The organism is Sporanaerobacter sp. (assembly GCF_047830725.1).
Classification (GTDB): Bacteria; Bacillota; Clostridia; order Tissierellales; family Sporanaerobacteraceae; genus Sporanaerobacter.
On sequence record NZ_CP181252.1, the window covers coordinates 1514114 to 1539036 of the forward strand.

Consider the following 24923-nt stretch of genomic DNA (forward strand, 5'->3'; position numbering starts at 1 on the left):
TTAAAATGGGCGTAGGACCGTCTACAAAAGAAACTACACTTCATCATTTTAGAGATCCACTGCTTTCTGTAGTTTCAAATGACAAAGATATAGATTTGTTAGGAATAATCATTGTTGGAACTCCGCAAGACAATGCGGACAAGATGTTTGTAGGGCAAAGAGCAGCTACTTGGGTAGAAGCTATGAGAGCAGATGGTGTCATAATTTCTGTCGATGGTTGGGGTAATAGTCATGTAGACTATGCCAATACCATAGAAGAAATAGGCAAAAGAGGTATTCCTGTAGTGGGACTTAGTTTTGTCGGTACTCAAGGACAATTTGTAGTAAAAAATGAATACATGGATACTATAGTAGATTTCAACAAGTCCAAAGAGGGAATTGAAACAGAAGTTGTAGGTGAAAACACTGTAGTAGAAATAGATGCAAAAAAAGCATTGGCTTTTTTAAAGTTGAAGATGCAAAGAAAAGAAAAAAGTATATAAATAATTAAAAGGGACTAATTTTTTTGAAATTAGTCCCTTTTAATTATTTACTCAGAATTCGTCCTAGCACTACTCCATTGACACTTGCTTGCATAAGTCCTCTTGTGATACCTGCACCATCTCCACCAACATAAAGTCCCTTTATATTGGTTTCAAAATTACCGGTAGTTAGGACTTTATTTGAATAAAACTTGACTTCTACTCCATAAAGAAGAGTTTCATCACTAGTAAGGCCGGGAGCTACATTATCTAGAGCAATGATCATTTCATCTATATCTTTTAAAAGTCTATGAGGAAGAACTAGACTTAAATCTCCAGGAACTGCATCTTTTAAAGTAGGGATGATATTGTTCCTATATAGTCTACTTTCACTGGTTCTTCTCCCCCTTTTAAAATCTCCATATCTTTGTACAAGTACCTTATTTCCAGAAAGCATATTTCCAAGTTTAGCTATATGCATACCATATTCAATAGGAGAATTGAAAGGTTTTGTGAAGTGTTTTGTAACTAATAGTGCAAAATTCGTATTTGGAGTTTTTAGTTCATCAGATTTATAGCTGTGACCATTCACAACAGCTAAATTTCCATCATAGTATTCTGTAGATACTTCTCCACCAGGATTTGTACAAAAAGTTCTTACTTTATCATCAAAAGTTGGAGTATAGTATATGAGTTTACTTTCATACATGGCTTCATTTAGTTCTTCCATTATTTCATTTCTTGTTTCCACTCTAACTCCTATATCAACATCTCCTGTTTCTGTATCAATGTCATGTTTCATGCACAATTTTTTCAGCCAATCAGAGCCTTCTCTACCCACACAGATAATCACTTTATCAGCATAATATTCTTTATCAGCAATGACACCTTTTATATTTCTATTATCATCAATTAAAATGTCTTCAACTGGATTTTTAAAACTCAAGTCAATTCCCAAATCTTTTAGATGCTTTTCTATTTTAGCATAAATAGTATATCCTACTTCTGTTCCCATATGCCTTATGGGACATTCCACAAGTTTTAAATTGCTTCTTATAGCTTTTTTTCTTATATCGTGGATTTTGTCTTTATAGTCAATTCCATAGACTCTTTTATCAGCACCAAAATCTAAATAAATATTATCAACATATTTAATTAATTCTTGAGTTTTTTCATATCCAATATATTCTGGAAGGTTGCCACCTACATCTGGAGACAAAGACAATTTTCCATCTGAATAAGCACCTGCACCTGCAAAACCAGTTGTGATATTGCAAGGATTGCAATTTACACATATACCAGTTTTCCTTTTAGGACAAATTCTTTTTTCAATTGAATTTCCTTTTTCTAAAATAAGTATTTTTTTATCTGGATTCAATTTTTTTAGCTCTAGTCCAGTAAATATTCCACAAGGACCAGCTCCCACAATTATTACATCATAGTTCATTTGATAATCCCCCCTAGATTGCTTTCCTATCTAATAATACCCTTATTTGCATGTAATTTATACTTAAATATTTTTTCATGATTTCCAGCATAAATTTCAAATCCATATTATAATAAATATCTATTTTTAGCAATATATGAAAATATGAAATTACAATAAATAATAGAATTAACTTGATGCATAGAATATAAATATAAATTAATTAAACATACATTTTTCCAGTAGATTTACATCTAATATTTTTATGACATTTCTATCAAAATCTATGATGCCTTCTTCCTTCATATTTATTAACTCTCTTGACAAAGATGGTCTTTGTACATTTAACATTTCTGCCATTTTTTTTCTCGAATATGGCAAAGTCAAAAATACCGTTTTTTGCTTTTTATATTCTTCTAGCAATATGTTTGCCACTTTTTTCCTTATGGTTTCATATGACAAATTTCTTATTTTTCCGCTTAACATGAGAATTCTGTCGGAAAGAACTGTCATAAAATTGTTTAAAAATTTGTCGTTTCTACTGCAAAGCTTTATTATGTCGTTTTTTTGGACAAACATAATTTTTGTATCATCTGTGGACACAATAGTTGAAGGATAGACATTCTTCTCTGAAAACACTAATGCTTCGCCAAAGATATTTCCTTCGCTAAAGTTGTTTAGGGCAATGACTTTTCCAGAGGGAAATATCTTCTGGACTTCGACTTTTCCTTCAAGTATCATACCTAAATTGGTGCATTTGCTTTCCTCAAGAGCAATTATTTCATCTTTTTTATATGTATTTATATTATAGGATATTTCATTTAAAAGTGCTTCTATTTCTTCTTTAGATATATTTTTAAAGAGTACGCATTTATTTAATACAGGAATAATATTTTTCATTTTGACCTCCAAAGGGATAATATAGATTATCATCATTTTAATATAAAATGTTTGCTAAATCAACAAAAGACATAGTACTAAACAAAAAAATTAGCCATTGAAAGATGGCGTATTTTTTTGTAGAATTAAATATGACTTTACTTTAAGGAGCTGGTTTAGTGTTTAAAAAGAAAAGTAAGAAATATTATTTTACAATATTTTTAATTTGTCTAGCAATTGTAACAGGATTGTTCTTTTATTTTAAGTCTCTAGTTACAAAGGAAACAAGCATTTTGTCAGATACAGTGGAAGAACAAGTGTCAAAAATATTGGAGTTGTCTACGGTTAAATACAATTATACAAATGTGGTTTCATATAAGGACAACAAGAAATTCAATGAAATGAATATCCCATTTACAAGCAAGGGGTTCCTAATCAAGTACAGTGGCTATATAAAGGCAGGAATAGATTTAGAAACTGTAGAAGTGAATGTAAAGGATAAAAAGAGTGTAGAAATTGTATTGGACAAGCCAAAGGTATTTGACAATGTAATAAATGAGGAAGATGTGTATGTTTATGATGAAAGAGAGTCCATATTTAATCAATTAAAAATTGAAGATCTATATGATGTTCTTGTAAAAGAAAAGAAAAATATGGAGGAAGAAGTCATAAATAAAGGTCTTCTAAACGAGGCACAAAAAAATGCAGAAGAGATTCTCAACTCTTTCCTACAAAATATGGGTTTCGAAAACATAAAAATTTTGTTTAAATAACATACTAACAAAAAACATCCTATTGAAAATATAGGATGTTTTTTTGTTGACAAAGTAAAAAAAATGCAGTACTATATCCATATAAACATATAACCATATAGGAATATCAGCATATAATATAGCGAGGAGGAATTTACATGGGAAAGAAAACAAAACTATATTTGCTTACAGGTTTTTTAGGATCAGGGAAGACAACTTTTTTGACTAATACATTAAATGATTTATCGGAGAAAAAGGTAGGAGTCATAATGAATGAGTTTGGGAAAGTAGGTATAGATGGAACTATAATCAAAAAAGAAGATATGGAGCTTATAGAAATAAATAGAGGTTCTATATTTTGTTCTTGCCTACAACTTTCCTTTGTATCTGCTCTTGTAGATATGGCAGATAGGGATATGGATTATGTCTTTGTAGAGAGTTCTGGACTTGCAGATCCGTCAAATATAGGAGAATTTTTAGAGGCAGTAGAAGTTGCAAAGGGTGATGTATACGACTACAGTGGGGCAATTTGTATAGTAGATGGATTGAACTTTTTAGAACAAATAGAAGATATAGAGACGGTAGAAAGACAACTTAAATTTTGTCATTTAGTAGTTATAAGCAAAGTGGATTTAATAGATGAAGATAAATTGGTGAAAATCATAGAGAAAATAAAAGAAATTAATGATAGTGCGGAAATTCAAACAGCTATAAATGGCAAAATGGACTACAATTTTTTAGAAAAAGATCTTCTAAAAAAAGGATGGATTGATTCGGAAGATACAACCAATACCCCAGATAATAAGCCAAAGACTTTGACTTTAACTTATGAAGGTGAACTGACTAAAGAAGAACTTACAAGATTTTTAGATATTATAAAAGCAGATAGTTATAGAATAAAGGGCTTTTTCAAACTTGAAGATGGATGGAATCAAGTGGATGTAGTAAATAAAAAAATAGATTATAAATTGACTGACAAAGAAGAAACTACTTCTCAATTGGTGATTATATCGAAAATAGGACCTCAAATAATAAGACCTATATTTAATGCTTGGGAGAGTGTAGTGGGTAAAGAAATGAAATTAAGATAAATGAGGGGATGATTGCATGGATAAACTACTTAATTATTTTAAAATACTTTCAGATGAAACTAGACTTAGAATAATGATACTTTTATATCATAGAGAATTTTGCGTGTGTCAATTGTGTGGAATAACTGGCATACCTCAACCCAATGTATCTAAACACCTTGCAAAACTTAGAGATATGGGGTTTGTAAAAGATGAAAGAAAAGAACAATATATCTTTTATTCTTTGAATATTGAAGGGGAATTGTTTGAAAATATACTTCAAAATATAGTAGATAATGTAGAGGATTATCCAATTTTGAAGAAAGATTTAGAAAAAAGCAAGGCTGCTGAAAAATATATAGAATTGGCTAATAAGAAATAAAAGCTATAGGTGGTGAGATTGTTGGTAGTGTTTAATTGGATAAATGATCAAATGCTTAAGATGAAATGGCTATTTGAACTTGTGGAGAAATTAGTTGAAAATGTATTTGGATTATCTATGGAGAGCAAAATTGGGGGAAGTGTACATTTCTTCATCTATGACACAATAAAGATTTTCATATTGTTGTCAGTGCTTATATTTTTAATTTCCTATATACAAAGTTACTTTCCACCTGAAAGGACAAAGAAAATTCTTGGAAGAATTAGAGGAATAAAAGGGAATATAATAGGAGCACTATTAGGTACTATAACTCCTTTTTGTAGTTGTTCAAGTATACCTATTTTTATAGGATTTACATCAGCAGGCCTTCCTATAGGAGTCACATTTTCATTTTTAATATCTTCACCTATGGTGGATTTAGCTTCTCTTATGCTATTGATGTCTTTTTTTGGTGGCAAAATTGCCATAGCTTATGTTGTTGTAGGAGTGGTTTTGGCAGTTATAGGGGGAGCTATAATACAAAAATTAAATATGGAAAAGTATATTGAAGATTATGTATGGAGTGTCGAATCCGCTGAGTTAGAGCTAGATGAATTAACTAGGAAAGATAGAGTAGATTTTTCTAGAAATCAGGTAAGGGATATAATTGGTAGAGTTTGGCCATATATTTTAATTGGAGTAGGAATTGGAGCAACAATTCACAATTGGATTCCGCAGAGTATTATAGAGAAAATTTTGGGAGAGAACAATCCATTTTCTGTTCTTATAGCTACACTTGTCGGAGTACCTGTTTATGCTGATATATTTGGCACTATTCCAATAGCAGAAGCTTTGATTGCAAAAGGGGTTGGTATAGGTACAGTTTTATCTTTTATGATGGCAGTGACAACTCTTTCCTTACCTTCTATGATTATGCTTAGCAAAGTTATAAAGCCAAAATTGTTAGCAACATTTGTAGCCATTGTGACAATAGGTATAATGATTATAGGATATGGATTCAATGCATTTTCATATATATTTTTATAATCCATGGGAGGGATAAAAATGATAATTAAGATATTAGGTGTAGGCTGTTCAAAATGCGAAAAACTTGAAAAAAACGTAAAAAAGGCAGTAGAGGAACTTGGTATTGATGCTACTGTAGAAAAAGTAGAGGATTTAAAAGAAATAGTGAGCTATGGAGTTATGACTAGTCCTGCACTTGTAATTGATGGAAAAGTTGTTTTTGCAGGCAAGGTCCCAAGTACAAAGGAAATAAAAAAATTGTTTTAGTTTTAATTCTAAACTCCCCGCATATAATTAGAACATAAAGGAGGGAGGTTAGTTGTTTAGAAAGGTAAAATTGATCCTTTTGTCATTTGTATTAGTGATCATAGTTGTTGTAGTAGGAAATGCAATACATACAAATTTAACTAGGAAAGGAATAGATTATGACAATAAGGATGTGTATAAGAGTCATGATGATAGAAACTTAGCTATACTTATTGAAGTAGATAAAAAACTACTTTATTTAATAGATTTAGATACAAACGAAATTGTTAAACAATATGTTGTAGCTACAGGAAAAGCTGATACTCCCACACCTTTAGGTACTTTTAAGATCGTTGAAAAAGCTGCATGGGGTGGTGGGTTTGGCTCTAGATGGATGGGACTTAATGTACCTTGGGGGAAATATGGAATTCATGGTACAGATAAGCCGAATTCTATAGGATATAATGCATCTCATGGTTGCGTCAGAATGAGAAATAGTGATATAGAAGAACTTTATTCATTAGTTAAATATGATACTACAGTTACTTTGGTCAAAGGCGATTTTGGACCTTTTGCTTATGGTTTTAGAGTGCTTAAACCTGGGGACAGAGGAGCGGATGTGCAAGAAGTTCAAAAAAGATTGAAACAAAGAGGATATTATGAAGGCTCCATAGATGGGGTTTATGGAGATGGAACTAAATATGCACTATTAAAGTTTTTGAAAGACAACAATCTTCCAATTACTGATAGAATAGATTCGAATACATATAAAAAACTAGGGATAATTCTTATGGATTAACTCTTTACAAAAACAATAGTTTCTCTTATAATGGTCTAGTTGGATATTAACTTATATATATTATTACATGCATTAGGAGATGAGTTTTATGGTATGTAAAAGATATGAAATTAGACGTGGTCAACTGCTATATAGGGACGAACTACAGTTTAAGTCTTTAATTCATGAGCTTTTATGGAAGGTCATGATGAGAGGCAAGGGCTTTTATATAAGAGAAATGCATCATAACTAAATTTTATGGGAAAACTTCTACTTTAATTTGAGTAGAAGTTTTTTTCATGGTTAATCTATATGTATTAGGGTATATAAAAAATGAGAAATATTTAGGGAGGTAAAAAGTTTATGTTATCTGAAAAATTACTTAAAGAGTTAAATGAGCAAATTAAATATGAAATGTATTCATCAAATTTGTATTTAGCTATGGCAGCATATTGTGCAAGTGAAGATTTGGATGGTTTTGCAAATTATTTTATAGTTCAAGCCGAAGAAGAAACTTTTCATGCTATGAAATTTTTCAATTATATAAATGAGATGGATGGAAGAGTAAATATTTTAGGGATTGAAGAACCTAAAAATGATTATGAATCTGTATTGGAAGTATTTAAAGTTTCTCTTGAACACGAAAAAAGTGTTACAGCTAGAATATATAAATTAATGGATATAGCAATGGAAGAGAAAGAACATGCAACAATTAGCTTATTGAAATGGTTTGTTGATGAACAAGTAGAAGAAGAGAATAGTATGAAGAGTGTTCTAAAAAGACTTGAAAGAATAGGAGAAGATTCTCATGGATTATATATGCTAGATCAAGAATTGGCACAAAGAGTGTTTACTCCACCAGTTGATACTGCAAATTAGTTAAAAAGGATAGGTCGATTTGACCTATCCTTTTTAGTATTTAAATGTATTTATCTAGTTGTTCCTCCACCACTCATATTCCTTTGAGCCATTTCTACTAATCTCTTAGTCATATTTCCACCAACATATCCATTTTGTCTTGATGGTAGATTACCTTTATCCATTGTTTCGTAATTTGCCATACCAAGTTCACTAGCAATTTCTACTTTCATTTGATCCAATGCTTGACGTGCACCTGGAACTAAAATTTTATTACTTCCAGTATTGTTAGTAGCCAATTCTTTCAACTCCTTTCATGATTTTTATAAATTATTATGAATTAACTTGGTGTAGTAGTATTATGTGTAGAAAAATATCTTATAAACCATGTAATTTTTTCATTTCATAATTTAAATTTCTAATACATCCATAAATATCTTTTTTCAAAAAATGTTATTTAAAATAGTATTCCAAATTTTAGATTAATTATTTTTAATAAATAGAAGGGGTTGTTTTGCATATCAAAAATTCCCGAAAAGAGGAAATGTGTCCGAGAAAATGAATTAATAAAAATGTCTATATTCCAATTCAAAACATATATATTGTAGGTATAGTGCGGAAAATAGGAAATTACATATATTATTTACTGACAATTTAATTTGTTTTGCCATTTTTAGATGAATATTAAATGGCATGAATGTTGCTTTAATTTATTTTGAATATAATAAATTGAGGTTTATTGTCAGGAAGGATGATCTTATATGACTAATTTTTTATTTTCAAATGTAGATACTATAGAATTGGCTACTAAATATGGTACTCCACTGTATGTTGTATCGGAAGATCTTATTGTAGATAGATGTAAAGAAATTAAGAAGGATTATATACAAAAATTCAAAAATACGATGGTAGCTTATGCAAGTAAAGCATTTTTAACAAAGGAAATGGCTAGAATTATAAAAAGAGAAGGATTTGGAATGGATGTGGTTTCAGGAGGAGAATTGTATACTGCCATACAGGTGGATTTTCCAATGGAAAAAATAATATTTCATGGAAACAACAAAACAAGAGAAGAAATAGAAATGGCTGTGCAAAATGGAGTAGGAAGAATAGTAGTCGATAATTTTTTAGAATTGAAATTAATTGAAGAAATAGCTGAAAAATATAACAAAAAAATGAATATATTATTTAGGATAACTCCTGGAATAAATAGTCATACTCATAGATATATACAAACAGGTCAAATTGATTCAAAGTTTGGTATTCCTTTGGATAAAGAAATTATCTATAAATTCATAAATACTGCGATGAATTCTCAGTATGTAGATCTTAAGGGTTTTCACTTTCATATAGGTTCTCAAATTCATGAAAATACTGCTCATGTAAAGGCTATTAATATACTTGTAAAGCTTGCGAAAACTGCGAAAGAGGATTTAGGATTTATTACGAGAGAAATAAATGCAGGTGGAGGATATGGAATTCGCTATGGGCAAGGTGAATGTAGAAAACCTATTTCATATTATACTGATGCTATGATGAAAGAGTTAATAGATGGATGTGAGAAATATGGACTTGAAAGGCCAATGCTTATTATTGAACCAGGGAGATGGATTGTAGGTGAAGCTGGAATAACTCTTTATACAATTGGTTCGATAAAAGAAATTCCGGGAGTGAGAACTTATGTTGGCATAGATGGCGGAATGCCTGACAACCCAAGACCAGCGTTATATGGGGCAAAATATGAAGGCGTAATTGCAAATAAGATAGATAAAAAGCCTATACAAAATGTGACAATTGCAGGAAAATGCTGTGAGACTGGAGATATCCTTATATGGGATTTAAATGTTCCTCAAATTGAAACGGGTGATATTTTAGCCGTATTATCTACTGGAGCATATAATTATTCTATGGCAAGTAACTACAATAGAATACCAAAACCAGCTGTTGTAATGTTAAGGGAAGGGAAGGATAGATTGATAGTGAAAAGAGAGACCTATGATGATATACTTAAAAATGAAATATAAATGTATATTGTTTTGGGAGTGATGAAAATATGAAGTTTACTAAAATGGAAGCAGCAGGAAATGACTTTGTTTTATTTGATGGGTTTGTATATGATATTGATGATTATTCAAATTTGGCTAAGAAGGCATGTGATAGGCATTTCAGTGTAGGTGCTGATGGCATAATGATTTGTAAAGATAGTTCTGTAGCAGATATAAAAATGATTTATTACAATTCGGATGGTTCTTTGGGAGAAATGTGTGGAAATGGTATAAGATGTTTTTCAAAATATGTATATGAAAAGGGTTTAGTTGAAACAAAGAATTTTGCAGTAGAAACTCTTGCGGGCATTAAGAATATAGTTCTTGATACTGATGAAAATAACAAGGTATTGTCTGTAAAAGTAAATATGGGATATCCAATATTTGAAAGTAAAAAGATACCTGTAGATATAAATCGTGAAAAAGCTATATTGGAGACAATAAATATTGAGGGAAGAGATTTGATCTTTTCTTCGGTACTTGTAGGAGTTCCTCATGTAGTTATATTTGTAGATAGTATTGACAATATAGATGTAAATGGATTGGGTAGAAAAATTGAAGTTCATCCCATGTTTCCTAAAAAGACAAATGTAAATTTCGTTGAAGTAAAAGATAGAAGAAATATAAATATTTATACTTGGGAAAGAGGAGCAGGTAGGACACTAGGATGTGGTACTGGTTCTTGTGCTAGTGTAGTTATAGGATATATGATTGAAAAACTAGACAGTGCGGTAAATGTAGTGACTGAAGGCGGTTCTATTCAAGTAGAGATAAAAAATGGTTTTGAAATATATATGAGAGGTGGTGCAAACATTATTTGCACGGGGGAATTTTTTAATATATAGTGGATTGTTTAATATAAATATTGTATACTTATTTTGTAGGATGACCTTTGTTTAGATCGCTAGGTTTAAATAAGGGTCATTTATATGGCTAAAGGAACGTATTTTTAAGTAAAAAATGTTAAAGGAGGGTTTATTTTGGAGCAATTGCTTTTAGGTATCAAAAGTCTTACATATCAACAGGTGATTATGTATTTTATTGGTGGTGTACTTATTTATTTGGCTATTAAAAAAGAATATGAACCTATGCTTTTGTTGCCTATAGGATTTGGTGCAATATTAGCTAATATTCCTGTGATACCTGGCGTTCCAGGAATAGCAAGTGATGAAGGAGTTTTAGGTATATTAAAAAATGCAGGTATTTTAAATGAACTTTTTCCAGCACTTATATTTATAGCAGTAGGAGCTATGATTGATTTTACACCACTTTTGCAGATGCCTTCAATGTTGTTTTTTGGTGCGGCTGCACAATTTGGTATATTTATGACTATATTGTTCGCACTGCTTTTAGGTTTTGATATAAAGGAAGCTGCTTCTATAGGAATAATAGGTGCTGCTGATGGACCAACCTCGATATTTGTTGCTTCAAGATTTGCGAAACACTTGTTAGGACCTATTTCTGTAGCTGCATATTCTTATATGTCATTAGTTCCTATTATACAACCAGCCATTATAAAATTATTGACTACTAAAAATGAAAGAAAAATAAGAATGGAATATAAAGAAGTGAAAGTATCGAAAACTGTAAAAATATTGTTTCCGATAATTGTTACAATCATTGCAGGAATAATTGCACCTATAAGTGTTACTTTGATAGGTTTGTTGATGTTTGGGAATCTAATTAGAGAGAGTGGAGTTTTAGATAGACTTTCTGAATCGGCACAAAATGAGCTTGCAAATTTGGTTACACTTTTACTAGGTATAACCATAGGATCTACTATGAGTGCAGAAGCTTTTTTGAACATTCAAACAGCCAAGATTATGGCTTTGGGATTGTTTGCATTTGTATTTGATACAGCAGGTGGGGTACTGTTTGCAAAGTTTTTAAATTTATTTGTTAAAAACAAGTACAATCCTATGGTAGGAGCTGCTGGAATTTCTGCTTTTCCAATGTCGGCAAGAGTTATACAGAAACTTGCGAAGGAAGAAGATCCAAGTAACTTTATTTTGATGCAGGCAGCTAGTGCGAATGTAGCTGGTCAAATTGGTTCTATTATTGCTGGAAGTGTAGTATTAGCATTACTTTCCTAGGAGGGATAATATGGGACTTAAAATGCTTTTATATGGAATGGGAACTACTTTCACTATACTTATAATTTTTTATTTTGCTATTAAGCTTCTTGTGAAACTTTTTCCAGAAAAATAATATGTAAAGGGCTCTAGTGTTGAGGTTAGTTAAAACTAGCTTCAATACTAGAGTTTTTTTATGGAATTGAAAGGAACTTTTAATAGAGTTTTAACGTATTATGTAGTGCAAAGAATTGAAGGAGGAATAGAAATGAACAGAAATTATAGATATGAAGATTTAGAAGGCTCAGATAGTTCTTTAGCTAGAGCTTATGTGCCATTTCAATTTATGAATCAAGTATATTCTAAAGAAGAAGCTCTTAAAAGAGGAACGTTATTTCCTGAATTGTATAGACCTTATAAATATAGCAATAGATATTGATGGAGGTGTTTTGCATGGATAGAGAACAAGTATGTTCATTAAGAGAAATCATGGAAGTAGATTTTGTAATAAAGGAGACAGCCTTATATTTAAATACTCATCCTACTGATGAAAGGGCTCTTCGACTACACAATACCTACTCTCAAAAACTTAAGGAGTTAGAATCTATTTATCAAGCGAAATATGGACCTTTGACAAATCATGAAATGAGTCAATTTCCTTGGGCATATATCAATGAACCTTGGCCTTGGGAATTTGATTTCAGCCTTTGCTAGAAGGAGGTTATAATATGTGGATTTATGAAAAAAAGCTTCAATATCCAGTTAGAGTTGACACATGCAATCCTACTTTAGCTGCTATGATTATAGAACAGTTTGGAGGACCTGATGGAGAATTATCAGCAGGGATTAGATATTTAACACAGAGGTGGACTATGCCTACAAATGAAGGGAAAGCCACATTGACAGATATAGGCACAGAAGAATTAGCCCATTGGGAAATTATTGGGACTATAGTGTGGAAGTTGGTAAAAGATGCACCAAAAGAAGCAATACAAGGCACTCCTTTTGAAACTCATTATGTAAATCATGGGAAAAGTCCTTTTCCACATAGTGCAGCAGGAGAGGCTTGGACTGCAGCATATATACAATCCAAAGCAGATCCAATAGCAGATTTACACGAAGATATGGCAGCAGAAGAAAAGGCAAGAGCTACCTATGAATACTTGATTAGAGTTAGTGACGACCCAGGAGTAAATGAAACTTTAGGTTTTTTAAGACAAAGAGAAATAGTTCATTTTCAAAGGTTTGGAGAAACACTACAAATTGTTCAAGAAGAAATAAATAGAAAGAAATATTATTAAAAATAGAAAATAGCCCCAATTGGGGCTATTCCTTATCTGTTAAATTTTCTTCTCCCATCTCTACTAATTTTCTAGTCATTAATCCTCCAACTTTTCCTCCATAAAAAATATTTTTAGTATTATCTATAGTTTTGTCTTGGGTAATATCAAGACCTAATTCCTTACTCATTTCGGCTTTAAATTGTTCAAGTCCTACTCTTGCATTGGGATCGATTTTCTTCATTTTATCACTCCTTATTTTTTAGACTTATATGTATTTTTTGCATTATATTCGATACAATACTAGGAATAAAATAGAAAAAATTATTTTGAAAGGAACTATTGTTGACTTTTATATTCATATATCGTATTATATAAATATAAGGATAAAGAGAGGATGCAAGCAATGAATCCAGATAAAAAATTATTAGAAGAAAAAGCAGAAATACTAAAAGCTATATCACATCCAGTAAGGCTTTGTATAGTTAGAAGATTATTGATTGAAGGAGAAAAAAATGTAACTGAAATGCAAAATTGTTTAGAAGCTCCTCAATCAACAGTTTCTCAACATCTAGCTAAATTGAGAGCATCTGGCATTATAGAAGGAAAAAGAGAAGGCACTGAAATTTATTATAGTGTAGTGAATGAAGATGTGAAAAAAATAATAAAAGCAATATTTTAATTTTTTATGTTTAAATTTGTTACATATTTAACAATTTGTCTTGTATGCAGTATATCGCAATATCTACATATTTAAATTATACGATAAAAGGAGGAAACTGAAATGCCAAAAAAGGTTTTAGTAGTTGGTGGAGTAGCTGGTGGAGCTACTACTGTAGCTAGACTTAGAAGATTGGATGAAGATGCTAAAATAATATTGTTTGAAAGAGGTGAATATATTTCTTTTGCAAATTGTGGTCTTCCATATTATATTGGTGGAACTATTGAATCGAGGGATTCACTATTGGTGCAGACGCCAGAAGCTATGAAAAAGAGATTTAATATTGATGTAAGGACAAAAAATGAAGTAATCAAAATATATAGAGATGATAAAGAAGTTGAAGTAAAGGATTTGAATACAGGAAATATTTATAGGGAATCCTATGATGTTTTAGTATTGTCTCCAGGGTCTACACCTCTAAAACCACCAATTTCCGGGATTGATGCACCAAATATTTTTACTCTTTGGAATATATCCGATACAGATGCTATAAAAGGATATATTGAGAAGAATTGTCCTAAAAAAGCTGTAGTAGTTGGTGGAGGATTTATAGGTCTTGAAATGGCTGAAAACTTACATGCACTTGGACTTGAAGTTTCTATAGTAGAAATGTTAAATCAAGTTATGGCACCTCTTGATTTTGAAATGGCAGAAATAGTTCATGAACATATTAGGTCAAAGGGTGGAAAACTTCATTTAGGTGATGGAGTGAAAAAATTCGAATACAAAGATGGCAAAACATATGTAGTTTTGCAAAGTGGGATTAGTATTGAGGCAGATTTGGTCATATTGTCAATAGGCGTAAGGCCAAATGGTCAATTGGCAAAGGATGCTGGTTTGGATGTAAACGAAAGAGGCGGGATAATAGTTGATGAATATTTAAGAACTTCTGACAAAAATATTTATGCTATTGGAGATGCTATAGAAGTGGTGGATTTTGTCAATGGAAATAAAACTATGGTTCCTTTGGCTGGTCCAGCAAATAAACAAGGAAGAATTGTAGCTGATAATATAGTGGGGAGAAACGAAAAATATAATGGTACTCAAGGAACCAGTATAGCTAAAATATTTGATATGACTGTGGCAACGACAGGAAACAATGAGAAGACATTGAATAGATTGGGAAAGAAGTATAAAGAAGATTATTTAATTTCTTTTATTCATGCAAAATCACATGCAGGATATTATCCACAAGCATTGCTTCTAACAATAAAGCTTATTTTTGACTTGAAAGGGAAAATATTGGGTGCCCAAATAGTTGGATATGATGGAGTAGATAAGAGAATAGATGTATTAGCTACTGCTATTCGCTTTGGAGGAACTATTTATGATTTAAAAGAATTGGAACTAGCTTATGCACCACCATATTCATCAGCTAAAGATCCTGTAAATATGTCTGGATTTGTAGCAGAAAATATATTGAACGGTGATGTAGAACCAATTCTTTGGAATGAAATGAAAGATTTAGATAGGGAAAAAATTATTATATTAGATGTAAGAGAAGCAGTTGAAAGAGAAATGGGATATATTGAGGGATCAATAAATATTCCACTAGATGAATTGAGAGATAGAATGGATGAATTAGATAAAGACAAAACTATAATTGTATATTGTGCTATAGGTCTTAGAGGATATATAGGTGCTAGAATATTAAAACAAAATGGTTTTAAAGTAAAGAATTTTTGTGGAGGATTTACAACCTATAAAAATTTGTTTATGTAAATTATCTTTGGGTAATTATGAAAAGGAAATTATAAAACTAAAGGGGGAATTTTATATGAACGCAATGACAGCGCAAAATTTACGCTCAGCTTTTGGCGGTGAAAGCCAAGCACATATGAGATATTTAATTTGGGCAGATAAAGCAGAAAAAGAAGGATTCCCAAATGTAGGAAGACTTTTTAGAGCTATTTCTTTTGCAGAACAAGTTCACGCTACAGGTCATTTTAAAGCTATGAAAGACGAAAGTGGCGACTTCCAAGTTACTGCTGGAGCAGGATTTGGTCTAGGAACTACTTCTGAAAACCTACAAGGGGCTATAAATGGAGAAAATTTCGAGGTAGAACAAATGTATCCAGCTTATATAGCTGTTGCAGAGTTGCAAAATGAAAAAGCAGCACTTCAATCCATGAAGTTTGCTATAGAAGCAGAAAAAGTTCACTCTAAAATGTACAGTGAAGCTAAAGAAGCAGTAGATGGAGGAAAAGATGTAGAATTCAATGAAGTTTATGTTTGCCCAATTTGTGGATATGTAGAGGCAAATGGAGCACCAGATAAATGTCCACTTTGTGGTGCAAAGAAAGAAATGTTTATAAAATATTAAATTGATTTGTTATAAAAACTCTAGGACTTTCCTAGAGTTTTTTACTCTCTATATTAGTAATTTATTGCCACATTAATCCGTAACAAAAAAGTACCTTTCAAAGCTAGTAAATAACGTTTTCGTATGGTATTATACAAGTATAAAGAATGAAAATGTATACTAGTTGCCGGATTATATTGATATGTGGGGTGTAGTGATGAATGGTGTATTCAAAGAAAGATGGATAGAAATACTCAAAATACTTTTAAATAGCACCCAACCTATGACTATAAGAGAGATGGAAACTAAGCTTAATGTTTCAAATAGGACAATTAGAAATGATTTGGATGAAATAGATATCTATCTTAAAGAAAATAAATATGGCAGCATTGTCAGGAAACCTAGAGTTGGAGTTTGGATTGAAATAGATCATAGTAGAGAAAACGAATTAAGAAAAATGTTTAATGAAATTGATAATTACGGAGGAGCTTTTTTGCCTGAAGAAAGACAAAGGTATATTTTGAAAGAATTGTTGAAGTGTGAAAAACCTATTACTATGGAGAAATTTGCTGAAAAGCTTTATGTAAGTAGAATAACAATACTTAAAGATATAAATAAAATAGAGGAGGATATAAAAAAATACAATTTATCTATTTTAAGAAAACAAAATCATGGAGTGGAAATCATAGGTAGCGAAAAGGATTTCAGAAAACTGGCTACAGAAGTGTTTAAGGAAGATAGAGACAAGTTTTCGCGGGAAAGCTTAAATTTCATAAGAGAACTTTTACTGGAAGCTGAAAGACAAATGGACTTTTTTTTTACTGATGAAGCAATGTCTAGCTTGATTTTTCATATATCTATTTCTGTTGAAAGGGTTAAACAAAGTAAAAGTATTAAATTGGATTGTGAAAAAAAGGATGAGATTAAATCACATAGAGAGTACAGTATAGCAAAGCGTATAGCTGAAAAATTGGAGAGCGAATTTTTAGTTTGTATACCTGAAGACGAGATATGTTATATAACTATGCATATATTAGGTTCTAAAATTCAAAGAGATTATAGATATGATGACGAAAGACTCTTATCTATTTTAGATAAAGATGTGGTTAAATTATCTATGGAAATAATAGAGCTTATAGGAAGTATTTTGTCAGTTGATTTGAGCAATGACAAGGTACTATTGACTGGTTTAGCTCTTCATTTAGAACCTACTGTCAATAGGCTTAAGTATGATCTTGTTATAAAAAATCCTTTATTACCTGAAATAAAGAAGAACTATCCAAGTATTTTTGGAGCAAGCTGGGCAAGCAGTGTATTGTTTGAAAAGTATTATGGATATAAAGTCAATGAAGATGAAATAGGATATATTGCTATTCATATTGGTGCTGCATTGGAAAGACAAAAAATAAATACAAAAGCTATAATTGTTTGTTCAAGTGGTGTAGGAACTTCTCAGCTAGTATCTGTGCGACTTGGCAAAGCTCTTCCTGATTTGGATATAGTAGATGTAATCTCAGTACATGAGGTAGAGAATATTGAAAACAAAAATTTCGATATAGTTATTTCAACAGTACCTTTTGAATATTCTTTAAAACCTGTTATACAGATAAGCCCATTTGTTGAAGAAAGAGATATAGAAGAAATCAAAAAATGGATTAAAAATATAGAAGGAATAAGAAAACCATATAAGAAAATACTAGACGATGCATTAGGTATATTTTTTAGCCCTTCTCTTATATTTCCAAAATTAAATTTAAAAACTAGAGAAGAGGTAATTAATGTACTTGGCGATTACATGTTGAAATATGGGTATATAGAACCAGCTTTTTTAGATGAAGTATTTGAAAGAGAAAAAATCACATCTACTGCTATAGGAAAAGGGGTTGCAATACCTCATGGAAACCAAAGATATGTGAAAAGGCCTGTAATAGCGTTGGCTATATTAGAAAAACCAGTTCAATGGGGAGAAAGCACTGTAGATTTAGTCTTTATGTTGGCGCTTAAAGAAGAATCAAGGTTTAATATAAAAAAATTTTTTTCTAAATTTTATGAAATATTAGGCGATGAAGAAGTTTTGAATGATATCAGAAAGTTGAGTTCAAGTGAAGAAATATATGGTTATTTGTCAAGAAGGTGAGTGTTGTGAGAATATTAGCTGTAACATCATGTCCATTAGGGCTTGTATATACTCATTTGGCAAAAGAAGCATTGTTAAAGGCAGCAGATAAATTAGGAATAGATATAAAAGTAGAGACACAAGGAGAAATACAAAGTGATATTATAGGAGAAGAAGATATTAAAGAAGCAATAGCTGTAATTTTAACTAATGATATGCCTATTGGCAATATAAAAAGATTTGAAGGATTGCCCAAAATATATATAAGCTGTAAAGATATAATAAACAACTCTGAAGATATTATTAAAAAGATAATTTAAATTAAAAATGGGAGGAATTCAAATGTATAGAGAAACAGTAGTGTTGAAAAATGAAACAGGTCTACATGCTAGACCAGCAAGTTTATTTGTTAAAGAAGCTTCTAAATATGTATCAGATATAAAAGTTGAAAAAGATGGGAAAGAATACAATGCCAAAAGTATCATGGGGATATTGAGTATGGGTGCAGCTATGGGAACAACTATAAATATAATTGCAGATGGAAAAGATGAAGAAGAGGCAGTAAAGGCATTGGTAGAATTAGTAAATAGCAAATTTGGAGAATAGGGGGTAGTATACCATGAAGGGTATAGGAGTGTCTCCCGGTATTTCTATTGGGAAAGTTTTTCTGAAAGAAGAAATAGAAGCAAAAGTTGAAAAGAAAAATATAGAAAATATCTCTGATGAAATAGCTAAATTAAATGCTGCTATTGAAAAGAGTTTAAAAGAAGTTAAATCAATTTATGAGTATGCTTTAAAAAATCTAGGAGAAAAAGAGGCTGAAATATTTTCCGCTCATAAATTGATGTTAGAAGACCCAGAATTTATTGATTTCATAAAAGAAAAAATAAAGCTCGAAAGTGTAAATGCAGAATGGGGAGTTAAAGAAGCTTCAAACAATTATATTTCCATACTAGAAAATATGGACAATGAATATTTAAAAGAAAGAGCTGCTGATATAAAAGATATATCTAAAAGACTTATAAACAATTTGATGGGTATAGAAAATATAAGTTTATCTACATTAGAAGAAGAATATATTATTGTTTCAAAAGATTTAACTCCATCTGATACTGCTCAGATGAGAAAAGACAAAGTACTTGGTTTTGTAACTGAAGTTGGAGGTAGGACATCTCATACTTCTATTATGGCTAGGACCTTAGAGCTTCCTGCAGTTGTTGGAGTAAAAGATATGACAAAATCAGTTAAAAACAATGATATGATCATCATTGATGGAGAAGAAGGAACTGTGATTATAAATCCAACTCAAGATGAAATAAATACTTATAAAGAAAAAAGAAAAGCATTTGAAGAATTTAAAAATAAATTGAAAGAACTAAAGAATAGTAAAAGTATTTCAAAGGATGGCTATAAGGTTGAAATTGCTGGGAATATAGGTACTCCAAATGATATAGATAAAGTAATTGAAAATGGCGGGGAAGGCGTAGGACTATATAGAACAGAATTCTTATATATGGACAGAGATAAACTACCTACAGAAGAAGAACAATTTGAATCCTATAAAATCGTGGCAGAAAAATTAGAAGGAAGACCATTAGTCATTAGAACTCTTGATGTAGGTGGAGATAAAGAGCTACCATATTTAGAAATGCCAAAAGAAATGAATCCATTTTTAGGCTATAGAGCTATTAGACTTTGTTTAGATAGAGTAGATATATTTAAAGTTCAATTGAGAGCTATATTGAGAGCCAGTGCATATGGAAATATAAAGATAATGTTTCCTATGATATCTAGTTTAAAAGAATTTAGAGATGCAAAACAAATTCTTGAAGAAGTAAAAAATGAATTGAGAGTTGAGAAAATTCCATTTAACGAAAATATTGAAGTGGGAATAATGGTTGAAATACCTTCTGCAGCAATACAATCCGATGTATTTGCTAAGGAAGTGGATTTCTTCAGTATAGGAACGAATGATCTTATTCAATATACTCTTGCAGTAGATAGAGGAAATGAAAATATATCTTATTTATACAGTCAGTACCATCCAGCAGTACTTAGACTTATCAAAATGACTATAGAGAATGGTCATAAAGAAGGAATTTGGGTAGGTATGTGTGGAGAAGCTGCTGGAGATGAGAGGCTTATTCCGATACTTTTAGGGATGGGACTTGACGAATTTAGTATGAGTGCTTCTTCTATATTGAAAGCAAGATATATAATCAAAAATATTTCAAAAATTGAAATGGAAAATATGATTGAAGAAATTTTAAATTTAGAAACCCCTCTACAAGTTAAACAATATATAGATGAAAAAATAACCTTCAAGCATTAATGCTTGGGGTTATTTTTTTAAAAAAATCAAATACTACTAAGTATAATATGGAGGTGAATTTTTTGAATATTAGATTGTTTATCATTGCAATAACACCAGCAATAGCCATAATAGCAGGTATATATTTAAGCGATAGATATGACAGAGAACCTTTTAAAATTCTTCTTTTAACTTATATATTAGGTGCATTGGCAGTTATACCAACTATTTTTGTAGAGCAATTTTTAAGCTATTTCAATATATTACCTGGTATATTTGGATCTTTCTATACCGCCTTTATAGTAGCAGGACTTACAGAAGAGTATTTTAAAAGATTAGTAGTATTAAAAACTGCATACAAAACGAAATACTTTAATGAAAAATTAGATGGTATAGTTTATGCTGTGCTTTCATCTATGGGATTTGCCACAGTAGAAAATATAATATATGTGGTATATAGATATAGCTATAATCCATATATTGGCTTTTACAGAGGAATACTTTCAGTTCCAGCTCATGGAGTATTTGCTGTAACTATGGGGTATTATTTGTCATTGGCAAAATTTAGTCAAGAAGAAGGAAGAAAAAAAAGAAACTATAGAAGATCATTATATATGCCAATTATTTTCCATGGTATATTTGATTTTATACTTATGGCCAATATTCCTCAATTGACTATAATATTTTTGCCTTATGTTGTATATTTATGGTGGTTAAATGAAAGAAGACTTAGCAAGTATTTATATGATTCTAAATCTAGATTTATAGGAGAAAAAAGAGAAAGAGAATAGATGTTGAAGAAAAATTATTTTAAGTGTAAAATATTAGTATGAAATATTTTAAGGAGAATTTTATGAAAAATAAAAAATTATATATTATATTTATTTTATTGTTGGTATTGCTTTTCTCTTCTCTTCATTATTCTTTTTATAGGGGAGATATTTTTAAAAATGAGACAAGCAATGATATAGTTTCTCATGAGAAAGAAAAAACAATTGAAGAAGAAAAGCCAGTTGAAGATAGAAAAAGTACTGCCACTATATTAGCAGCAGGAGATGTTATGTTTCATGCTCCTCAAATAAAGGGAGCTTATGATTCAAATACAAACACTTATGATTTTAAAGATAATTTTAAATATGTAAAAAAATATGTAGAAGCTGCAGATTTAGCATTGGTAAATTTTGAAACAGTTACAGCTGGAGAAGATGTAGGATTTAAAGGATATCCAAATTTCAATTCGCCTATGGAATCTTTAGAAGCATTGTCTTATACAGGATTTGACATATTGTCTACGGCAAATAATCATGCATTGGATCAAGGGAAAAAAGGTCTTTTATCAACTATAGAAAATATTGAAGCAGCTGGGCTTAAAAATATTGGAACTTATCGTGAAAAAAATGAACCATTACTTATTGAAAAGGTCAATGATATAAATATAGGTCTACTTTCTTATACTTATGGTTGCAATGGAATGGAATATACATTGACACAAGAAGAATTGGGCTATATGATAAATATTATAGATGAGGACAAGATAAAAAATGATATTTATAAATTAAAAGAAATGGGTTCAGATATAGTAGTTGTGTTTATTCATTGGGGAAATGAATATCAAATGGAGCCTTCAGAAGAACAAATGGAATTGGGAAGAAAAATGGTGGAATGGGGAGCAAATATAATATTTGGCAGTCATCCTCATGTTATTCAGAAGACGGAAATTGTAGAATATGGTGGAAAAGATAATTTTATTATATATTCCCTGGGAAATTTTTTGTCAAATCAACGAAGGGAAACTATAAAAAATAAGTATACAGAAGATGGAATCATGATAAATATAGAAGTAGAAAAGGACTTTGCCAAAGGCGAAACTACTATTAAAAATATTACATATATACCTACTTGGGTTAAAAAATATAGTTCTAATGGAAAAGCTAAATATGAAATAATACCTATTGATGAATTTATAGATAAAGAAACTAATCAGGAAATTTTGGCAAAAATTAAGGAATCTTATGAGAATACAATGAAGAAAGTTAGCCAGCAATAATATCTGGCTTTTTTGATTAATAAAAATTAATATATATATTATTAATTTTTATCTGTATTTATTTAATTTAGCAATTATTTGTTATATAATAGAATTATATTGTTTTATTCTAAAATAGAATATAAGGATGTGTGGGGTCTTGCAATATTTAAAAGAATTGTTTCTAAATATTAGAATTAGAGACATAATAGATATTTTAATAGTTGCTTTTGCTTTTTATAAATTGTTTATGCTTATAAGAGAAACTAGAGCAGAACAGTTGACTAAAGGAATTTTAGTTTTGTTTGTTGCTACTAAAATAAGTGAATGGCTTGAACTTTATACAGTTTATTGGATATTGGAAAAAACTATGACTGTTGGAGTCCTTGCGATTCTTATTGTATTTCAACCTGAACTTAGAAGAGCACTAGAATATTTAGGAAGAAGTAGATTTTTCACTAAATCTTTTATGGAGATAAAAGATGAGAATGTAAATGAGAATGTGGATGAAATAGTGGATGCTGTTGCTTCACTTTCGAGACAAAAAATTGGAGCACTTATAGTTATGGAAAGAGAAACTGGGTTGAATGAAGTTGTAGAAACAGGAACCAGAATAGATGGTAAAATATCTAGTGGTTTACTCATAAACATATTTATACCTAATACACCACTACATGATGGAGCAGTTGTGATAAAGGAAGATACAATTAAAGCAGCGGGATGTTTCTTGCCTTTAACGGACAATATGTCTTTGAGCAAGGAACTAGGTACTAGACATAGAGCGGCTTTGGGAGTTTCGGAAAAATCTGATTGTTTAGCTATTGTTGTTTCAGAAGAAACAGGAGCTATATCAATAGCTGAAAATGGAAGTTTAGCGAGGTATCTAGATGTAAAGACATTGAAGCAAATACTTTTAGATTTATATAAACCCAAAGAACAAAGACAAAGTTTTTTAATAAAGTGGAGGCGGAAAGATGAACAAGGAGAAGAAGAATGATCTGACTGTCAAGATTTTTGCCTTGGCTATAGCTATTATTTTGTGGAGCTATGTAATGAATGATGTCAACCCGAGAATAACAAAAGAATGTAGAAATGTAGATGTTGTCTTTAGAAATTTAGAAGTACTAGATCGCTCAGGTTTGGTTTTAATGGAACCACAAGAAATAAAAGTAAATGTAAAAATTTCAGGTAGAAGAAGTGATGTTCTAAAAATTAAGGACAAAGATATTGTGGCAATAGCTGATTTAAGTGGATATTCAGAGGGAACCAAGAAAGTTCCTATTTATTTAGAGGTTCCAAGCAAAGTAGAATTGGTAGATTATAGTCCAAAAGAAGTATCTTGTACTTTTGAAAAAATTGTATCTAAGGAAAAGGCAGTTACAATAAAAACTAATGGCAAACTTCCAAATGGCTATAGTATTGGAGAGGCTGAAGTAAAACCTCAATTAGTCTTTTTGAAAGGTCCTAGAAGTTGGGTCAATTCTGTTTCTGAAGTATTGGCAATTGTAGATATTTCAGGAAGAACCAGTGATATAAATATTACAGTTCCTATTAAGTTAGTAGATGATGGAGGAAATGATGTAAGAGGGGTAGAAAAAGATCCAAATAGAGTAGATATATATATTCCTGTTTATAGAACGAAATCTGTACCAATTGAAATTCAAACTCAAGGAGAATTTCCAAGTGACGTTGAAATAACTGCTCTTAGTGTTTCACCAAGTCGTGTAGATATAAAAGGATATGGAGATTTAATTGGTAGTATCAATTCTATAAAAACAAGTCCTGTTGATGTAAAAGAGCTTATGGATAAACGATCTGTGGATGTAAGTTTGATGTTGCCTGAAGGGGTAGAGCTGTTAAATCCAGAACAAAAAATAAGTGTCAGATTAAATTTGGAAAAAATTGAAACCAAGACTTTTGAATATAATTTTAATGAAATAAATATTAAAAATTTAAGCGGAGATTTAACTGCTGAAATTGTTGATTCCTATGGGAATGTGGCTATTACTCTTAAAGGTCCTGAAACGATCTTAAATGGTATAACTAAGGAATCTATTTCTCCAGAAATAGATTTAAGCGGATTGGGTGAAGGAACCTATGATGTAAATATAAATATAAGAGAAGCCCAAGGAGTTAAAGTAGAAAGTATTTCACCATCTAGTATAAGAGTTACCTTGAAAAAAGAATAGAAGG

Annotated in this window: 31 protein-coding genes; 27 read left to right on the forward strand and 4 right to left on the reverse strand. The window is 30.8% G+C overall.

Annotation, left to right across the window (positions count from 1 at the left end):
• Positions 1-5 precede the first annotated feature (5 nt).
• Positions 6-482 (forward strand): glycine/sarcosine/betaine reductase component B subunit, encoded by a 477-nt coding sequence (locus ACFWUA_RS07400; protein WP_416197408.1) that lies wholly within the window; start codon positions 6-8, stop codon positions 480-482.
• Between the two features lie 43 nt (positions 483-525).
• On the opposite strand, the gene ACFWUA_RS07405 is transcribed toward ACFWUA_RS07400, so the two are convergent.
• Both ACFWUA_RS07405 and ACFWUA_RS07410 read right to left on the reverse strand, forming a co-directional pair.
• Positions 526-1908: an NAD(P)/FAD-dependent oxidoreductase gene (locus ACFWUA_RS07405; RefSeq protein ID WP_416197409.1), complete on the reverse strand. Its 1383-nt coding sequence runs from the start codon at positions 1906-1908 to the stop codon at positions 526-528.
• Between the two features lie 198 nt (positions 1909-2106).
• Positions 2107-2787, reverse strand: a complete 681-nt coding sequence (locus tag ACFWUA_RS07410) for a Crp/Fnr family transcriptional regulator (RefSeq protein ID WP_416197410.1) — start codon at positions 2785-2787, stop codon at positions 2107-2109.
• A 158-nt stretch (positions 2788-2945) separates the two neighbouring features.
• Here ACFWUA_RS07410 and ACFWUA_RS07415 point away from each other — a divergent pair, with 158 nt between their 5' ends.
• From ACFWUA_RS07415 to ACFWUA_RS07450, 8 genes are all read left to right on the forward strand, one after another.
• Positions 2946-3539, forward strand: a complete 594-nt coding sequence (locus ACFWUA_RS07415) for a DUF4230 domain-containing protein (RefSeq protein ID WP_416197411.1) — start codon at positions 2946-2948, stop codon at positions 3537-3539.
• Between the two features lie 137 nt (positions 3540-3676).
• Complete coding sequence (locus ACFWUA_RS07420) at positions 3677-4609, forward strand: CobW family GTP-binding protein (protein ID WP_416197412.1); 933 nt, start codon at positions 3677-3679, stop codon at positions 4607-4609.
• Between the two features lie 16 nt (positions 4610-4625).
• Positions 4626-4970 (forward strand): ArsR/SmtB family transcription factor, encoded by a 345-nt coding sequence (locus tag ACFWUA_RS07425; protein WP_416197413.1) that lies wholly within the window; start codon positions 4626-4628, stop codon positions 4968-4970.
• Positions 4971-5021: 51 nt separating this feature from the next.
• Positions 5022-5996: a permease gene (locus tag ACFWUA_RS07430; RefSeq protein WP_416199187.1), complete on the forward strand. Its 975-nt coding sequence runs from the start codon at positions 5022-5024 to the stop codon at positions 5994-5996.
• Positions 5997-6014: 18 nt separating this feature from the next.
• Positions 6015-6242: a thioredoxin family protein gene (locus ACFWUA_RS07435; RefSeq protein WP_416197414.1), complete on the forward strand. Its 228-nt coding sequence runs from the start codon at positions 6015-6017 to the stop codon at positions 6240-6242.
• A 52-nt stretch (positions 6243-6294) separates the two neighbouring features.
• The gene (locus ACFWUA_RS07440) at positions 6295-7020 is read left to right on the forward strand and encodes a L,D-transpeptidase family protein (RefSeq protein ID WP_416197415.1); all 726 of its coding nucleotides are present in this window, start codon (positions 6295-6297) and stop codon (positions 7018-7020) included.
• 88 nt (positions 7021-7108) lie between these two features.
• Positions 7109-7252 carry a hypothetical protein gene (locus ACFWUA_RS07445; RefSeq protein WP_416197416.1) on the forward strand — a complete coding sequence of 48 codons (144 nt, stop codon included), beginning with the start codon at positions 7109-7111 and terminating at the stop codon, positions 7250-7252.
• A 110-nt stretch (positions 7253-7362) separates the two neighbouring features.
• The gene (locus tag ACFWUA_RS07450; protein ID WP_416197417.1) at positions 7363-7878 is read left to right on the forward strand and encodes a ferritin; all 516 of its coding nucleotides are present in this window, start codon (positions 7363-7365) and stop codon (positions 7876-7878) included.
• A 50-nt stretch (positions 7879-7928) separates the two neighbouring features.
• On the opposite strand, the gene ACFWUA_RS07455 is transcribed toward ACFWUA_RS07450, so the two are convergent.
• Positions 7929-8156 carry a small, acid-soluble spore protein, alpha/beta type gene (locus ACFWUA_RS07455; RefSeq protein WP_416197418.1) on the reverse strand — a complete coding sequence of 76 codons (228 nt, stop codon included), beginning with the start codon at positions 8154-8156 and terminating at the stop codon, positions 7929-7931.
• Between the two features lie 462 nt (positions 8157-8618).
• On the opposite strand from ACFWUA_RS07455, the gene lysA reads away from it, so the two are divergent.
• From lysA to ACFWUA_RS07490, 7 genes are all read left to right on the forward strand, one after another.
• Entirely contained in the window at positions 8619-9881 is a 1263-nt protein-coding gene (gene lysA, locus ACFWUA_RS07460; protein WP_416197419.1) for a diaminopimelate decarboxylase, read from the forward strand.
• A gap of 29 nt (positions 9882-9910) precedes the next feature.
• Complete coding sequence (gene dapF / locus ACFWUA_RS07465; protein WP_416197420.1) at positions 9911-10747, forward strand: diaminopimelate epimerase; 837 nt, start codon at positions 9911-9913, stop codon at positions 10745-10747.
• A gap of 135 nt (positions 10748-10882) precedes the next feature.
• The gene (locus tag ACFWUA_RS07470) at positions 10883-11995 is read left to right on the forward strand and encodes a sodium ion-translocating decarboxylase subunit beta (RefSeq protein WP_416197421.1); all 1113 of its coding nucleotides are present in this window, start codon (positions 10883-10885) and stop codon (positions 11993-11995) included.
• A gap of 10 nt (positions 11996-12005) precedes the next feature.
• On the forward strand, positions 12006-12110 hold the full coding sequence (locus tag ACFWUA_RS07475; protein WP_416197422.1) for an OadG family protein: 105 nt from the start codon (positions 12006-12008) through the stop codon (positions 12108-12110).
• 132 nt (positions 12111-12242) lie between these two features.
• Entirely contained in the window at positions 12243-12413 is a 171-nt protein-coding gene (locus ACFWUA_RS07480) for a spore coat associated protein CotJA (protein WP_416197423.1), read from the forward strand.
• Positions 12414-12427: 14 nt separating this feature from the next.
• Complete coding sequence (locus ACFWUA_RS07485) at positions 12428-12688, forward strand: spore coat protein CotJB (RefSeq protein ID WP_416197424.1); 261 nt, start codon at positions 12428-12430, stop codon at positions 12686-12688.
• Between the two features lie 14 nt (positions 12689-12702).
• The gene (locus tag ACFWUA_RS07490) at positions 12703-13275 is read left to right on the forward strand and encodes a manganese catalase family protein (protein WP_416197425.1); all 573 of its coding nucleotides are present in this window, start codon (positions 12703-12705) and stop codon (positions 13273-13275) included.
• Positions 13276-13300: 25 nt separating this feature from the next.
• On the opposite strand, the gene ACFWUA_RS07495 is transcribed toward ACFWUA_RS07490, so the two are convergent.
• On the reverse strand, positions 13301-13498 hold the full coding sequence (locus tag ACFWUA_RS07495) for a small, acid-soluble spore protein, alpha/beta type (RefSeq protein WP_416197426.1): 198 nt from the start codon (positions 13496-13498) through the stop codon (positions 13301-13303).
• Positions 13499-13660: 162 nt separating this feature from the next.
• Here ACFWUA_RS07495 and ACFWUA_RS07500 point away from each other — a divergent pair, with 162 nt between their 5' ends.
• The 11 genes from ACFWUA_RS07500 to ACFWUA_RS07550 all read left to right on the forward strand — a co-directional run bounded on the left by ACFWUA_RS07500 (position 13661) and on the right by ACFWUA_RS07550 (position 24919).
• The gene (locus ACFWUA_RS07500; protein ID WP_416197427.1) at positions 13661-13936 is read left to right on the forward strand and encodes an ArsR/SmtB family transcription factor; all 276 of its coding nucleotides are present in this window, start codon (positions 13661-13663) and stop codon (positions 13934-13936) included.
• A 102-nt stretch (positions 13937-14038) separates the two neighbouring features.
• A complete protein-coding gene (locus ACFWUA_RS07505; RefSeq protein ID WP_416197428.1) occupies positions 14039-15697 on the forward strand; it encodes an FAD-dependent oxidoreductase in 1659 nt (552 codons plus the stop codon).
• Positions 15698-15752: 55 nt separating this feature from the next.
• A complete protein-coding gene (locus ACFWUA_RS07510; protein ID WP_416197429.1) occupies positions 15753-16298 on the forward strand; it encodes a rubrerythrin family protein in 546 nt (181 codons plus the stop codon).
• Between the two features lie 196 nt (positions 16299-16494).
• Entirely contained in the window at positions 16495-18414 is a 1920-nt protein-coding gene (locus ACFWUA_RS07515; protein ID WP_416197430.1) for a BglG family transcription antiterminator, read from the forward strand.
• Positions 18415-18419: 5 nt separating this feature from the next.
• Positions 18420-18713, forward strand: a complete 294-nt coding sequence (locus tag ACFWUA_RS07520) for a PTS fructose transporter subunit IIB (RefSeq protein ID WP_416197431.1) — start codon at positions 18420-18422, stop codon at positions 18711-18713.
• 22 nt (positions 18714-18735) lie between these two features.
• Positions 18736-18999, forward strand: coding sequence for an HPr family phosphocarrier protein (locus ACFWUA_RS07525; protein WP_416197432.1), 264 nt, complete (start codon positions 18736-18738; stop codon positions 18997-18999).
• Between the two features lie 13 nt (positions 19000-19012).
• Entirely contained in the window at positions 19013-20725 is a 1713-nt protein-coding gene (ptsP, locus tag ACFWUA_RS07530) for a phosphoenolpyruvate--protein phosphotransferase (RefSeq protein ID WP_416197433.1), read from the forward strand.
• Positions 20726-20778: 53 nt separating this feature from the next.
• Positions 20779-21495, forward strand: a complete 717-nt coding sequence (locus ACFWUA_RS07535) for a PrsW family intramembrane metalloprotease (RefSeq protein ID WP_416197434.1) — start codon at positions 20779-20781, stop codon at positions 21493-21495.
• A 62-nt stretch (positions 21496-21557) separates the two neighbouring features.
• Complete coding sequence (locus tag ACFWUA_RS07540) at positions 21558-22751, forward strand: CapA family protein (RefSeq protein ID WP_416197435.1); 1194 nt, start codon at positions 21558-21560, stop codon at positions 22749-22751.
• A 139-nt stretch (positions 22752-22890) separates the two neighbouring features.
• A complete protein-coding gene (cdaA, locus tag ACFWUA_RS07545) occupies positions 22891-23727 on the forward strand; it encodes a diadenylate cyclase CdaA (RefSeq protein ID WP_416197436.1) in 837 nt (278 codons plus the stop codon).
• On the forward strand, positions 23705-24919 hold the full coding sequence (locus tag ACFWUA_RS07550; protein ID WP_416197437.1) for a YbbR-like domain-containing protein: 1215 nt from the start codon (positions 23705-23707) through the stop codon (positions 24917-24919). Before cdaA ends, ACFWUA_RS07550 begins: the two co-directional genes overlap by 23 nt.
• Positions 24920-24923: the final 4 nt, after the last annotated feature.